Genomic DNA, 14,439 nt, shown 5'->3' with positions numbered 1-14,439 from the left:
AGGTGGGTGCCGTCGGGGCTCCAGGCGATGGCGCGGATCCAGTTGCTGTGGCCTTCGAGGGTGCGGATGAGGTTTCCGGTGGCGGGGTCCCAGATGCGGGCGGTCGCGTCGTCACTGCCGGTGGCGAGGTGGGTGCCGTCGGGGCTCCAGGCGATGGCGCGGATCCAGTTGCTGTGGCCTTCGAGGGTGCGGATGAGGTTTCCGGTGGCGGGGTCCCAGATGCGGATGGTTCCGTCGTTGCCGCCGGTGGCGAGGTGGGTGCCGTCGGGGCTCCAGGCGATGGCGCGGATCCATTGGGTGTGGGCTCCGAGGGTGCGGATGAGGTTTCCGGTGGGGTCCCAGGTATGGAGGGTCGCGTTGTTGCCGCCGGTGGCGAGGTGGGTGCCGTCGGGGCTCCAGGCCAGGGTGTTGACGCTGTCGGTGTGGGCGTCAAGGGTGCGGATGAGGTTGCCGGTGGTGGGGTCCCAGGTACGGATGGTTCCGTCGTCACTGCCGGTGGCGAGGTGGGTGCCGTCGGGGCTCCAGGCCAGGGCGTTGACGCTGTCGGTGTGGGCGTCGAGGGTGCGGATCAAGTTTCCGGTGGCGAAGTCCCAGGTACGGATGGTCGCGTCGGTGCCGCCGGCGGCGAGGCGGGTGCCGTCGGGGCTCCAGGCGATGGCACGGATCCAGCCGGTGTGGGCGTCGAGGGTGCGGATGAGGTTGCCGGTGGCGGGGTCCCAGGTACGGATGGTCGCGTCGGTGCCGCCGGTGGCGAGGTGGGTGCCGTCGGGGCTCCAGGCCAGGGTGTTGACGCTGTCGATGTGGGCGTCGAGGGTGCGGATGAGGTTGCCGGTGGCGGGGTCCCAGATGTGGGTGGTTCCGTCGTTGCTGCCGGTGGCGAGGTGGGTGCCGTCGGGGCTCCAGGCGATGGCGCGGATCCAATGGGTGTGGGCGTCGAGGGTGCGGATGAGGTTGCCGGTGGCGGGGTCCCAGATGTGGGTGGTTCCGTCGTTGCCGCCGGTGGCGAGGTGGGTGCCGTCGGGGCTCCAGGCCAGAGCGTGGATCCAGTCGGTATGGCCTTCGAGGGTGCGGATGAGGTTGCCGGTGGCGGGGTCCCAGATGTGGGTGGTTCCGTCGTTGCCGCCGGTGGCGAGCTGGGTGCCGTCGGGGCTCCAGGCCAGAGCGTGGATCCAGTCGGTATGGCCTTCGAGGGTGCGGATCAGGCTTCCGGTGGCGGGATCCCAGGTACGGATGGTTCCGTCGTTGCCGCCGGTGGCGAGGCGGGTGCCGTCGGGGCTCCAGGCCAGGGTGTTGACGCTGTCGGTGTGGCCTTCGAGGGTGCGGATCAGGCTTCCGGTGGCGGGATCCCAGAGGTACACCCGATGACTGCCGCCGCCGAAGGCCACGACATCTCCGTCGGGGCTCCACGCCACCGAATGGATCAGGTCGTTGCGCGATGGGGCCAACTCAAGAGACGGAGTGAAGCGGGAGGGAAGGGCCGCACCGTGAGTGTCGTGGTCGTCGAGGCAACCGGGAGGTAGGACGGCGCCCAGCAGGACCGTTCGGAACCACCGCGAACCCTCGAAGCGCGCGCCGGTGAGGTCGGCCTCGAAGAGCCGGGCGAGGGAGAAGTCGGCGCCGCGCAGATCGGCACCGTTGAGGCGCGCCTTTTTCCCCGAGCTTTCCCGCAGCACGGCGTCACGCAGGTCCGCGCCGGTGAGGTCGGCGCCGTCGAGACGGGCTTCCCGTAAGTCCGCGCCGGAGAGATCCGCGTTACGCAGATCGGCTCCGGTGAGGTCGGCGCCGCGCAGGTTCATCCCCGCGAGCCTGATGACCGGTCGGCCGCTGTTCCCGGCCTGTAGCGGCGCGTTCAGGCGGTGCAGCAGCGTCAGCGCGTTCTCTTTCGCGGTCTCTGTCGTCGCGTCGGCGTCGGTCACGAGTGACGAACGGGCCCAGGCGATCACGATGGGCTTCCCCGCCAGTTCCGTGACGAAGTCGGCCATCAGTTCGGAGAGGGCTCGCACCAGTAGCTCGGGTGGGTTCTGCTCCCGTTCCCTGAGTTGTCTGGCGATCTGTTCGGCGACCAGCCACTCCATCACCGAGCGGTGCACGAACTTGAACCGTCCGGTCTCCGGGCGGACCAGGAGGGTACCGGACCCGATCATGTGGGATGCCTGGTCGGGGGTGAGCTGGAGTTCGGCGAGGTTCTGCAATGTCTCGGCGACGGTTCCCAGCTTGTCGAGGTCGAGGGTCTCCTGGCCGGTGTTCCACAGTTCCAGCGCGAGCGCCCGCACCGCCGTCCATCGATCCCTGACCGACAGGGACGGCATCGCGCCCTTCGGCTGGGTGCGGTCGTACTCGAACTCCAGCCAGCGGTTCAGAAGTTCTCGGTAGAGCACCGCGGCGCTGATCGCGCCCTCCTGGTCCCGGATCTGGCGGAGCCGCCTCTCGTCGAGACGGGAGATGAAGCTGAGCATGCGCGGATTCCTGGACAGTCCCAGGAGGTCTCGCACGTCGCACAGCAGTTCGAGCCGTGCCTGGGCTCCTGCCTCGTCGCCACCGAGCAGGCGGGTGAGGAAGGCCAGGATCTGGGCGTCGTCGAACTCGTGGAGTTTGATGAGCCTGCGGCCCGGCATGGTGGCCAGTCTGCTGCTCAGGGCGGTCTCCACGTGCCGGTCGGAGAGGAAGTACTGGGTGCGGCTGGTCAGCACCACCTTCGCTCGTCCCTGCGCGGCCTGGACCAGATTGCCCAGGTGCTCGGCGGCCTGTTCGTAGGTGACGCGCAGTGCCAGCTCGTCGAAGCCGTCGAAGAGCAGCAGCACCCGCCCCTCCTGGATGAGATACCGCATCAGGCGGTGGTCGATGACCTCCTCGCCGCCCGCCGTCAGATGGGCGGCCAGTAGTTCGTCAAGGGTATGGGCCTTCTCCAGGTCCCTGAGCTGGATCAGGATCGGGATGACCGGCGGCACGCCCTCCTCGTGGATCAGCCTCGTGAGCTCGCGGAGCAGGAAGGTCTTGCCGTGACCGAAGTCACCCAGCACGACGACGAACCTGCCTTCGTGGTCGGCGATCCACTCCCTCAGCCGCTCCAGGAGGTCGGCGTGGGGCTGTCCCATTCCCCGGTTGTCCACAACACCGAACCGCTGCGGTACGTAGAGCTCGGACGGGTAGATCTGGCTGTCGGCCAGCCGCTCGGCCTGCTTCCGCGCGTACGGCTGCAGGTCGAACATCCCTTGGAACTCCATCAGCCGCTGGAGGCGCACTCCCCGCATGCCCGACCAGCGTTTCAGCTCCTCCGGGGCGGTCTCACCGTCGTAGACGAGGTACGAGGTCAGCTGGGGATCGCCCGCACGATATCGAGCGTCCACGTCCGACAGGAACGTCTCGACGGTCGCACGCCCCGGAGTTCCCTCGCTCACCCCGATCGGATACAGCGACACCTGTGGTTCGGACGGGACCGTGACCCTCAGGTAGCCGGAGCGGCCGTCGCCGTTCCTGACCTCCTCCACGTCCGCCTCAGGGTGACGGACCTGGTAGACCCGGCGCACCCGGGTGAGCAGGTCGTCCCGGCGGGCGTCCGGCGGGCGGTGGACCCAGGAGGCCGTCTCCTCGTCGTGGCCGTCGTCTCGGGAGGCGGGGGAGGTGAAGGTGGCGTAGCAGTCGTTGAAGGACCGCCTCAGCCGACGCGTCACCTGGTCCCGGTCGATTCCGATGCTCGTGTCGCCCTCCCAGCGGTAACGGGAGGCGTTGTAGCGCCTGGCGTACACCTTGAGGCTCCTGGAGGTGACCTTGACGAGCTGGTACTGGTTGGGGACGTCGTCCGGGCGGGCCTCCTTGCGTACCCCGGTGCTGCCCGCGCAGAGTACGGCGAGGGCGTCGGCGCCGAAGCTGTCGATGCGGCCCTCGTGGGTGTGGCCGTGCAGCAGCAGGTTCAGGTGCGGGGCGACGAGCTCGCCGAACCGGTGCCGGTCGCGGAGGAAGGCGTCGTCCTCCGGGTCGACGATCACCGGATTGTGGTGCATCACGCCGATTCTGAGCCAGCCCCGCCTGGCGTAATCGCGGAGCCGGTCGGCGAACCAGCGCAGTTGCTCCTCGCCGCAGAAGCCGTAGTGGTCGGAGGTCCGATGGCTTTCGGCCATCGTCGAGTTAAGCCCGGCGACGACCGTGTTCAGCTCCGGCATCTCGAACAAAGTCCATGGCTGATCTTTAGGGAATCCGGCACCCGATATTCCCGTATAAAACCGGCTGAACATCGTGAAATAGGGCTGCCATTTGGGCCAATATGGAGGTGTCGGGGTGGTTTCGTCCCCCTCGCAGTCGTCGAAGTATGCCTGGCATTTCTTCCAGCTGACATCGTGGTTGCCCGGCACCATCGCGACCCGGCCCTTCCCGAGCCCGAGCCCCTTCGCCACCTCGCCGAGGAAATCCGCGACCTTCTTGAACTCGGTGGGAAGGGCCCATTCGGCCAGGTCTCCCGAGGCCACCACCAGGTCGGGGCGCACATCGTGCTCTCCTTGGAGCCAGGCGACATCATCCAGCAGCCGTGCCGTCAGCGAGGAATGTCGACGGTCCTCTGCGGTGAGACCCTCCCCGCCGAACCGATGCTCCTTTCCGAACTGCATGTCCGAAACATGAAGAATCGTAATAGAGCGCCGACCAGTCATGATCCTCCCCACACATGCCGCTGTGGTCGCAATCATAAGACTGGTATTAATATGAAAAATCCTCGCAAGCGATTTCTCGTTTGCGAGGATTCTCGATGAACCTGGCTCAGGGGGAGGAGATCCGGCCCAGGGACGAAGGGATCTTGGAGGCCGCCGCCCTGTCCAGCAGGAAGAGGGTGCGCTGGCGGCCCCTCGCGCCGGCGGCCGGGACCTGCATCGTCCCCGAGTCCGACAACGCCAGTCGCACCGCTCCCGCCTTCTCCTCGCCGGCGGCGATCACCCACACCTCGCGGGAGTTCTGGATGACCGGCAGCGTGAGCGAGACGCGGGTGGGCGGGGGCTTGGGCGAGCCGTGCACCGCGACCACCGGGCGGGTGTCGTACAGGGCGGGCAGGCCGGGGAACAGCGAGGCGACGTGGCCGTCGGGGCCCATGCCCAGCATCGTGAGGTCGAACGACGGGGCCGGGCCGTGGTCCTCGGGACGCGCGGCGCGGCGCAGCTCCTCGGCGTAGGCCTCGGCCGACTCCTCGGCGGTCATGCCGGAGTCGGGGCCGCGCATCACGTGGACCCGCTCGGGGTCGAGGTCGAGGTGGTCGAGCAGGGCCTTGCGGGCGCCGGTCTCGTTGCGCTCGGCGTCGCCGTCCGGCAGGAAGCGCTCGTCACCCCACCAGAGGTCCACCTTGCGCCAGTCGACGGCGTCCCTGGCGGGGGAGGCGGCGATCTCGGCGAGGGTGGCGATGCCGACGGTCCCGCCGGTCAGGACCAGGTGGGCCGAGCCCTTGGCCGACTGGGCGTCGACGGCTCGGACGATCACCCGCGCGGCGACGGCCTTGGCGAGCATGTCGGCGTCGCGGTGGATGATCACAGTGGGAACGCTCACGGGACTTCTCTTTCGAAAAAGGAGGCACCCCGCGGCCACGGCCGCGGGGTGCCCACGGCTCAGGACTTGTGGGTCCGGGCGAGACGCTGGATCGCGGCCGCGTAGATCTCGTCGGGGTCCAGCCGCCGCAGCTCCTCGGCGAGCAGCTCCGACGTCGGGCGGCGGGTCAGGGCGACCCTGCGGTCCGGCTGGCCGGGACGCGACAGCATGGCTATGCGGCCGTCGCCCCGGGTGATGGTGATGTCGCCCTCGGCGGAGGTCAGCCTGACGGAGGTCAGGCCGGGCCCGGCGGACTCGGAGACCTTCACCGGCGCGCCGAGACGCTCGCCGAGCCAGGCTGCCAGCAGCAGGGCGCTGGCGTGGTCGGGCGCGGCCTCCACGGTGCCCCGCTTGACCTTGCCCACCGGCTGGTCGAACGCGGCGGCCAGCAGGCTCCGCCACGTCGTCAGCCGGGTCCAGGCCAGGTCGGTGTCACCGGGCACGTAACCGCGGGCCCGGCCGGTGATCGACTTGACCGAGTCGTCCGCCGACCGCGCGTCGATGATGCGGCGCTGGGCCAGCATGCCGATCGGGTCCTTGGACGGGACCTCGGGACAGCCGCTGGGCCACCAGGCCACCACCGGGGTGTCGGTGAGCAGCAGCGGGCTGACCACCGAGTCGGCGTGCCTGGTCAGCTCCCCGTACAGGCGCAGCAGGATCACCTCGCCCGGGGTCGACTCGCCGAACCGGATCTCGGCGTCGAGCCGGTTGGGCTCCTCCGAGTCGCGGGGGATGACGACCAGTATCCGGGAGGGGTGCTCCCTGGCCGCCTCGGTCGCGGCCCGGACCGCGTCGTACTGGTCGCTCTCGCCGCAGACCACCACGAGGGTCAGCACCATGCCGACCGCCGGGGTGCCCATCTGGTGGCGCAGGTGGGTGAGCTGGGAGGAGATCTTCGAGGCGGTCGTGCCGCTGAGCATGAAGCTGGTCATCTACAGCCGCCTCCAGACGCGCCCGTCGCGGGCCATCATCTCGTCGGCCGAGGCCGGGCCCCACGTGCCCGCGGGATACTCCTCCGGCGGGCCCTGGGAGCTCCAGAACTCCTCGATCGGGTCGAGGATCTTCCACGACAGCTCGACCTCGCGCTGGTGCGGGAAGAGCGGCGGGTCGCCGATCAGCACGTCCAGCAGCAGCCGCTCGTAGGCCTCGGGGGAGGACTCCATGAACGACTCGCCGTAGGCGAAGTCCATCGAGACGTCCCTGACCTCCATCGCGGTGCCGGGCACCTTGGAGCCGAACCGCACCGTGATGCCCTCGTCGGGCTGCACCCGGATGACCAGGGCGTTCTGCCCCAGGATCTCGGTGTCGTCCTTGCTGAAGGGCAGGTGCGGCGCCCGCTGGAACACCACGGCGACCTCGGTGACCCGGCGGCCGAGCCGCTTGCCGGTGCGCAGGTAGAACGGCACCCCGGCCCAGCGCCGGTTGGCGATCTCCACCTTGATGGCCGCGTACGTCTCGGTGATCGAGTCGGGCGGGATGCCCTCCTCCTGGGTGTAGCCGATCACCGGCTCGCCGCCCTGCCAGCCGGCGCCGTAGCGGCCGCGCGCGGTGGCCTGCGACAGGTCCGCCGGCAGCCGCAGCGCCTTGAGGACCTTCTCCTTCTCCCTGCGCAGCGAGTCGGCCCCGAACGAGGTCGGGTCCTCCATGCCGACCAGGGCCAGCAGCTGCAGCAGGTGGTTCTGGATCACGTCGCGGGCCGCGCCGATGCCGTCGTAGTAACCCGCCCGGCCGCCGATGCCGATGTCCTCGGCCATCGTGATCTGGACGTGGTCGACGTAACCCCGGTTCCAGATCGGCTCGAACAGGTTGTTGGCGAACCGCAGCGCCAGGATGTTCTGGACGGTCTCCTTGCCCAGGTAGTGGTCGATGCGGAACACCGAGCTCTCCGGGAAGACCGCGCTGGTGATCGCGTTCAGCTCCTGGGCGCTCTGCAGGTCGTGCCCGAAGGGCTTCTCGATCACCACCCGGCGCCAGGAACCGGCGGGGCCGTCGGCCAGGCCGGTCCGCTTCAGCTGCTGGACCACGACCGGGAAGAACTTCGGCGGCACCGACAGGTAGAAGCCGTAGTTGCCGCCGGTGCCCCGGGTCTGGTCGATCTCCTTGAGCATCATCGACAGCGCGTCGAACGCGCCGTCGTCGGTGAACTCGCCCCGGCAGAAGAAGATGCCCTCCGCCAGCTGCTTCCAGACCTCCTCGCGGAACGGCGTCCGCGCGTGCTCCTTGACGGCGTCGTGGGTCAGCTGCGCGAAGTCCTGGTCCTTCCAGTCGCGGCGGGCGAAGCCGACCAGGGAGAAGCCCGGGGGCAGCAGCCCCCGGTTCGCCAGGTCGTAGATCGCCGGCAGCAGCTTCTTGCGCGCCAGGTCACCGGTGACGCCGAACAGCACCAGCACGCACGGCCCCGCCACACGCGGCAGGCGCTTGTCGCGCGGGTCGCGCAGCGGGTTGGCGTCGATCAGGGCCTCGGTGATGCCGGTGGTCGCGGCGGCGGTGGCCGTGGTGGCCGTGGGCGTCACCACTTCCCCGGTGAGCGCCGCCTCGGCGGCCCCCTCGGCTTTCGTGCTCTCCCCGGCGACCGCCGGGGAGTTGTCCTTGCTCATGCGAACCTCCAGCGGCCCATCAGACCTCCCGCGCGGCGGCGAGCAGGCGCGCGACTCCGGCGGCACGGTCGGTCAGGTGCAACCGTACGGTGGGGCGCCCGCGGCTGGCCAGCGCGCCCTGGTCGCCCAGTGCCTGGGCGAGCTGGAGGCGGCCCAGGGTGTAGGGCTTGCCGGGGACCTCGACGTCGTTCTCGATCGCCCCGGTGATCTGCAGGAACACCCCGTTCTGCGGGCCGCCCTTGTGGTACTGGCCGGTGGAGTGCAGGAAGCGGGGGCCCCAGCCGAAGGTGACCGGGCGTTCGGTGCGGACCGCGAGCAGCCCGCGCAGCGTGGCCGGGTCGGCCCCGCTCCACACGTCCGTCATCTCCTCGAACGAGGCGCCCTCGGGGTAGGGGGCGTCGAAGGCCGCCTCACGGTCGAGGTAGGCCATCACCGCGAGGTAACCCCGCTCGGGGATCGCCTCCAGCAGCGCGGTGAGCACGTTCGACAGGTCCTTGGCGTCCTCGGAGCCGGGGAACTCGCCGTACACCTCCACCGGGCCGTCGACCAGGAGCGGCGTGCCGACCGGCAGCTCGGCCTGGTCGAGCAGCTTGGCGGTGTTCTCCTTGGACTCGGCCACGTTCGGCTGGTTGAACGGGTCGATGCCGAGGACGCGGCCCGCGACGGCCGTGGCGTACTCCCAGACGAGGAACTGCGCGCCCAGCGGGCCGACGACGGTCACGGTGGCGTCGGTGTCGATCCCGGCGAGCAGTTCGTCGTCGGCGTCACCCGGGTCGGCGCCCACGACGGGCAGGATGCCCTTGCCGGACTTGCCGGTGGACTCGGCGACCAGCTGCTCGATCCAGTCGGGCAGGCCGTTGATCTCCGACAGGCCGTCCTCCAGCACGAGCTTGTCGCGCCCGGCCGCCGCGGCGGCGCCCAGGGCGGCGCCGAGGTCGAGACCGGGGTTGCCCTCGGTCCGCGACAGCAGCGGCGCCACCTCGGCCGCGTCGTCGAGCAGCCGCTCGACGTCGGCGCCCGCCAGCGCGCTGGGCACCAGGCCGAACGCGGTCAGGGCGCTGTAGCGGCCGCCCACGTTCGGGTCGGCCAGGATCACCTGGTAACCCGCCTCGCGGGCGCTCGCCTCCAAGGGCGAGCCGGGGTCGGTGACGACGACGATCCTGCCCGCCGGGTCGATCCCGGCGTCGCGGAAGGCCTTCTCGTAGATCCGCCGGTGGCTGTCGGTCTCGACCGTGCCGCCGCTCTTGCTGGCGACGACCAGGATCGTGCTCTCCAGCCGGTCCTCCAGCGCGCGGCGCACCTGACCGGGGTCGGTGGTGTCGAGCACGGTCAGCGGCACGTCGGCGGAGGCGGTGATGACCTCGGGGGCGAGGGAGGAGCCGCCCATGCCCGCCAGGACCACGTGGTCCAGGCCCTCGGCGCGGGCCCGCTCCACCAGCGCGGCGATCTCGGGGAGCAGCTGCCTGCTCGTCCGCGGCAGATCGAGCCAGCCGAGGCGGACGGCCGCCTCGGCCTGCGCCTCGGTGCCCCACAGCGTGGAGTCGCCGGAGGCCAGCGCCTGGGGGACCCCCTCGGCGGCGAGCTGCCCGGCGGTCTCCCCGGCCTGCTCGGTGAGGTCGTCGTCGCCGAACGTTACGGACAATGACATGTGTTCCTCACGCCTTCTTCAGCTCGGAGGAGACGGTCTCCAGCAGCTCTTTCCAGGACGCCTCGAACTTGTCCAGGCCGTCCTCCTCCAGGAAGCGCACGACGTCGTCGTAGTCGATGCCGGCCTCCTTGAGCGCGGCCATGGTGTTCCAGGCCTCCTCGTAGGAGGAGCGGACCGTGTCACCGGTGATGTTCCCGTGGTCGGCCGTGGCCTGCAGGGTCTTCTCCGGCATCGTGTTGACCGTGCCGGAGGTGACCAGCTGGTCGACGTAGAGGGTGTCGGGGTAGTCGGGGTTCTTCGTGCCGGTGGAGGCCCACAGCGGGCGCTGCGGCCGGGCGCCGGCCGCGGCCAGCGCCTGCCAGCGCGAGGACTCGACGACCTCCTCGAAGGCGGCGAAGGCCAGGCGGGCGTTGGCGACCGCGGCCTTGCCCTTCAGCGCGAGGGCCTCGGGGGTGCCGATCTTGTCCAGGCGCTTGTCGATCTCGCCGTCCACCCGGCTGACGAAGAACGAGGCGACCGACTCGATGGCGGACAGGTCCAGGCCGTTGGCCTTGGCCTTCTCCAGGCCGGTCAGCCAGGCGTCCATCACGGCGCGGTAGCGCTCGAGGGAGAAGATCAGCGTGACGTTGACGCTGATGCCCTCGGAGATCGCCTGGGTGATCGCGGGCAGGCCCTCGACGGTGGCGGGGATCTTGATGAACAGGTTGGGCCGGTCGACCAGCCACCACAGCGCGCGCGCCTCGGCGACGGTCTTGTCGGTGTCCCTGGACAGGCGCGGGTCGACCTCGATCGACACCCGGCCGTCCACCTGGCCGCTGGCGTCGTAGACCGGCCTCAGCACGTCGGCGGCCCAGCGGATGTCGTACGTGGTGATGGCCCGCACGGCCTCCTCGACGTCGACGCCGCGGATCTTCAGGTCGTGCAGCTGGCCCTCGTAGGCGTCGCCCTTGCTCAGCGCCGACGCGAAGATCGTCGGGTTGGAGGTGACGCCGACCACGTGGTTGTCGATCAGGGACTGCAGGTTGCCCGTACGCAGGCGCTCGCGGCTGATGTCGTCCAGCCAGATGGAGACACCCTGCTCGGAGAGCTTCTTCAGGATCTCACTCATGATCAGTTTCCCGTCGTCTCGCCCTTGTCGGCTCCGGTCTTGGCGAGGCTCGCCTTGGCTGCGGCGGCCACGCGCTCGGCGGTCAGGCCGAACTGCTCGTAGAGGGTCCTGTAGGGGGCCGAGGCACCGAAGTGCTCCAGGCTCACCACCACACCCTCGTCTCCCACGAACTCCCGCCAGCCCAGCGCGATTCCCGCCTCCACCGCCACGCGGGCGCGCACCGAGGAGGGGATCACCGTCTGGCGGTAGGCGGCGTCCTGAGCCTGGAACCACTCCACGCACGGCATCGACACGACCCGGGTCGCGATGCCCTGCGCCTCGAGGACCTCACGGGCCCCGAGGGCGATCTCGACCTCGGAACCGGTGCCGATCAGGATCACCGAGGGCTGCCCGTCGGAGGCGTCGCGCAGGACGTAACCGCCGCGGGCGACCTTCTCCGCGTCGCCGGTGCCCTCGAAGACCGGCAGGTTCTGGCGGGTCAGCGCCAGCGCGGCCGGGCGGTCGTTGTGCTCCAGCACGACCTGCCAGGCGGCGGCCGTCTCGTTGGCGTCGGCCGGGCGGACCACGTCGAGGCCGGGGATCGCGCGCAGCGACCACAGGTGCTCGATCGGCTGGTGCGTCGGGCCGTCCTCGCCCAGGCCGATGGAGTCGTGCGTCCACACGTAGGTGACCGGCAGCCTCATCAGCGCCGCCAGCCGCACGGCCGGGCGCATGTAGTCGCTGAAGACCAGGAACGTGCCGCCGTACGGGCGGGTGCCGCCGTGCAGCGCGATGCCGTTGAGGATCGCGCCCATGCCGTGCTCGCGGATGCCGAAGTGCAGCGTGCGGCCGTAGGGGCCACCCGGGAACGCCTTGGTCTGGAACTCCTCGGGGATGAAGGACGGCTCGCCCTTCATCGTGGTGTTGTTGGACTCGGCCAGGTCGGCCGAGCCGCCCCACAGCTCGGGCAGCACCGGCGCGAGGGCGCTGAGCACCTCGCCGGAGGCCTTGCGGGTGGCGACGGAGGAGCCGATCTCGAAGGAGGGCAGCGCCTCGGTCCAGTTCGCCGGGAGCTTCCGCGCGGAGATGCGGTCGAACTCGGCGGCGCGCTCGGGGTTGGCCTCGCGCCAGCTCTGGTAAAGCTTGTCCCACTCGGCGCGCACGGCCCGGCCGCGCTTGACGACCTCACGGGAGTGCTCCAGGACCTCGGCGGGGACGTCGAAGCTCTTCTCGGCGTCGAAGCCCATGACCTTCTTGGTCGCGGCGACCTCGTCGGCGCCCAGCGCCGAGCCGTGGATCTTGCCGGTGTTCTTCTTGTTGGGGGCGGGCCAGCCGATGATCGTGCGCAGCCGGATGAACGACGGCCTGCCGGTCTCGGCGCGGGCGGCCTCCAGGGCCTGGTGCAGCGCCTCGACGTCCTCGACGTAGTCGCCCGTCTGCGTCCAGTCGACGGTCTGGGTGTGCCAGCCGTACGCCTCGTAGCGCGCGACGACGTCCTCGCTCAGCGCGATCTGGGTGTCGTCCTCGATCGAGATGTGGTTGCTGTCGAAGACGACGGTGAGGTTGCCCAGCCTCTGGTGGGCCGCCAGGGCGCTCACCTCGTGGCTGATGCCCTCCTCGATGTCGCCCTCGGAGGCGATGCACCAGATGTTGTGGTCGAACGGGCTCGCGCCCGGAGCGGCGTCCGGGTCGAACAGGCCGCGCTCGCGGCGGGCGGCCATCGCCATGCCGACCGCGTTGCCGATGCCCTGGCCGAGCGGGCCGGTGGTGGTCTCGACTCCGATGGTGTGGCCGTGCTCGGGGTGGGCCGGGGTGAGGCTCTCCCACTGGCGCAGCCCCTTGAGGTCGTCCAGGCTCAGGCCGTACCCCGACAGGAAGAGCTGGATGTAGAGGGTCAGGCTGCTGTGACCTGCGGAAAGGACGAACCGGTCACGACCCACCCACGAGGGGTCTGACGGGTCGTGCCGCATGACCTGCTGGAACAGCAGGTACGCGGCCGGCGCCAGGCTCATCGCGGTGCCAGGGTGACCCGATCCCGCCTTCTCTACCGCGTCCATGGCCAGGGCCCGTACGACGTCGACCGCACGGCGGTCCAGGTCGCTCCATTCGAGGGCTGGCACGAGTTCACTGCTCAAGTGCTCGATCTCCGGATCTATATCGTGTGATGGTGGCGCCGGTCTGGTATTTCCCGCCCACACCGGACCCTAACGGTTTCGACCTGGCTACCGTGGCGTAGGTCGGACCGGGGCGGGTCCGCGGGATCCGCAGGCGACACGCGCGCCCCCATCGCAGGAGCCCCCCTCGCGCCGCTTCCGCACCCCGTGCCGGGACCGGCCCCCCCTGCAACTACAGTGAGTCCTCAAGGCTGGCTGGTGCCCGCATTCACGGATCCGCTCTAATCAGAGGTTACGCGTTGACCCCGCACGTGCTGGAAGCGCCTTAGATGGTGCTCACCGACAAGCAATCGACGGCCCCGTCCGAGGGGGGCACGGTCCCCGAGACCGGGCCGCGTTCCTTCGGCGACGTCGTGAAGGCCTACGTCGCCCTCACGAAGCCGCGGATCATCGAGCTGCTGCTGATCACGACGCTGCCGGTGATGTTCCTGGCGGCCAAAGGCCTGCCGCCGCTGTGGATCGCCGTCAACACCCTGGTGTTCGGCACCCTGTCGGCCGGCAGCGCGAACGCGCTGAACTGCTACATCGACCGTGACATCGACGCGGCCATGCGCCGCACCCGGCGCCGCCCGCTCGCCCGCGACCTGGTGCCGCCGACGAACGCGCTGATCTTCGGGATCATCCTCGGCGTGCTGTCCACCCTTGGGCTCGGCCTGACGGTGAACTGGCTCGCCGCGGGCCTGTCGCTGGGCGCGAACCTGTTCTACGTGCTCGTCTACTCGATGATCCTCAAGCGGCGGACCTCGCAGAACGTCGTGTGGGGCGGCATCGCGGGCTGCATGCCGGTGCTGATCGGCTGGGCGGGCGTCACCGGCAGCCTCGACTGGGCCCCCGTGGTGCTCTTCGGCGTGGTGTTCTTCTGGACGCCGCCGCACACCTGGACCCTCGCCATGCGCTACAAGGAGGACTACGCGGCGGCGAAGGTGCCGATGCTCCCGGTGGTCGCCACCGAGCGCCGCGTGGTGCTGGAGAGCATCGTCTACACCTGGGCCACGGTGCTGTGCTCGCTGCTGCTGTGGCCGATCGCCGGGACCACGCTGCTCTACCCGGCCGTGGCCGCCGTCCTGGGCGCCGCCTGCCTGTGGGAGGTCCATCGCCTCATGGGCCGGGTCAACGCGGGCAAGACCGGTGTCGACCTGCGCCCGATGCGCTTCTTCCACTGGTCCAACGCCTATCTGGCGCTGCTGTTCCTGGCCGTCGCCATCGACTCGATGTTCGTCTGAAGTGTTCGTCCGATGTACGCCTGAGGCTCATCCGACACTCGTCTGAGTCATCTCACACGTACGGTCTCCTGCGGTGCGCCCGTTTCCGCGCCCCTGACCCGGGGGAGACGTCTCCCGGGGGAAGATGTTTTCTTGACCGGCCCGGGGT

The 14,439-nt window shown here is 70.0% G+C and carries 8 protein-coding genes; 1 reads left to right on the top strand and 7 read right to left on the bottom strand.

What is annotated here, in order from left to right:
- The 7 genes from ACFYWM_RS13580 to tkt form a co-directional block, all read right to left on the bottom strand.
- The coding region (locus ACFYWM_RS13580; protein ID WP_389913449.1) for a pentapeptide repeat-containing protein at positions 1–4,601 on the bottom strand (4,601 nt) is incomplete at its 3' end.
- A gap of 148 nt (positions 4,602–4,749) precedes the next feature.
- Entirely contained in the window at positions 4,750–5,523 is a 774-nt protein-coding gene (gene pgl / locus ACFYWM_RS13575; protein WP_389913446.1) for a 6-phosphogluconolactonase, read from the bottom strand.
- Between the two features lie 59 nt (positions 5,524–5,582).
- Entirely contained in the window at positions 5,583–6,494 is a 912-nt protein-coding gene (locus tag ACFYWM_RS13570; RefSeq protein ID WP_389913443.1) for a glucose-6-phosphate dehydrogenase assembly protein OpcA, read from the bottom strand.
- Positions 6,495–8,159, bottom strand: coding sequence for a glucose-6-phosphate dehydrogenase (zwf, locus tag ACFYWM_RS13565; RefSeq protein WP_389913440.1), 1,665 nt, complete (start codon positions 8,157–8,159; stop codon positions 6,495–6,497).
- Positions 8,160–8,178: 19 nt separating this feature from the next.
- Entirely contained in the window at positions 8,179–9,807 is a 1,629-nt protein-coding gene (locus tag ACFYWM_RS13560) for a glucose-6-phosphate isomerase (RefSeq protein ID WP_389913437.1), read from the bottom strand.
- 7 nt (positions 9,808–9,814) lie between these two features.
- A complete protein-coding gene (gene tal, locus ACFYWM_RS13555; RefSeq protein ID WP_389913434.1) occupies positions 9,815–10,915 on the bottom strand; it encodes a transaldolase in 1,101 nt (366 codons plus the stop codon).
- 2 nt (positions 10,916–10,917) lie between these two features.
- Positions 10,918–12,951, bottom strand: coding sequence for a transketolase (tkt, locus tag ACFYWM_RS13550; RefSeq protein ID WP_389913624.1), 2,034 nt, complete (start codon positions 12,949–12,951; stop codon positions 10,918–10,920).
- A gap of 386 nt (positions 12,952–13,337) precedes the next feature.
- Here tkt and ACFYWM_RS13545 point away from each other — a divergent pair, with 386 nt between their 5' ends.
- Positions 13,338–14,291 (top strand): heme o synthase, encoded by a 954-nt coding sequence (locus tag ACFYWM_RS13545; protein WP_389913431.1) that lies wholly within the window; start codon positions 13,338–13,340, stop codon positions 14,289–14,291.
- Positions 14,292–14,439: the final 148 nt, after the last annotated feature.

Source organism: Streptosporangium sp. NPDC002721 (assembly GCF_042888905.1).
In the GTDB taxonomy this organism is placed as follows: Bacteria; Actinomycetota; Actinomycetes; order Streptosporangiales; family Streptosporangiaceae; genus Streptosporangium.
Note: the sequence above shows the minus strand (reverse complement) of the source record. Positions and strands in the feature narration are given on the sequence as shown.

Bases quoted from the DNA above. Each gene is read 5' to 3' on its own strand.
- ACFYWM_RS13570 (WP_389913443.1), bottom strand. From the start codon at position 6,494: ATGACCAGCTTCATGCTCAGCGGCACGACCGCCTCGAAGATCTCCTCC.
- zwf (WP_389913440.1), bottom strand. From the start codon at position 8,159: ATGAGCAAGGACAACTCCCCGGCGGTCGCCGGGGAGAGCACGAAAGCC.
- ACFYWM_RS13560 (WP_389913437.1), bottom strand. From the start codon at position 9,807: ATGTCATTGTCCGTAACGTTCGGCGACGACGACCTCACCGAGCAGGCC.
- tal (WP_389913434.1), bottom strand. From the start codon at position 10,915: ATGAGTGAGATCCTGAAGAAGCTCTCCGAGCAGGGTGTCTCCATCTGG.
- tkt (WP_389913624.1), bottom strand. From the start codon at position 12,951: ATGGACGCGGTAGAGAAGGCGGGATCGGGTCACCCTGGCACCGCGATG.
- ACFYWM_RS13545 (WP_389913431.1), top strand. From the start codon at position 13,338: ATGGTGCTCACCGACAAGCAATCGACGGCCCCGTCCGAGGGGGGCACG.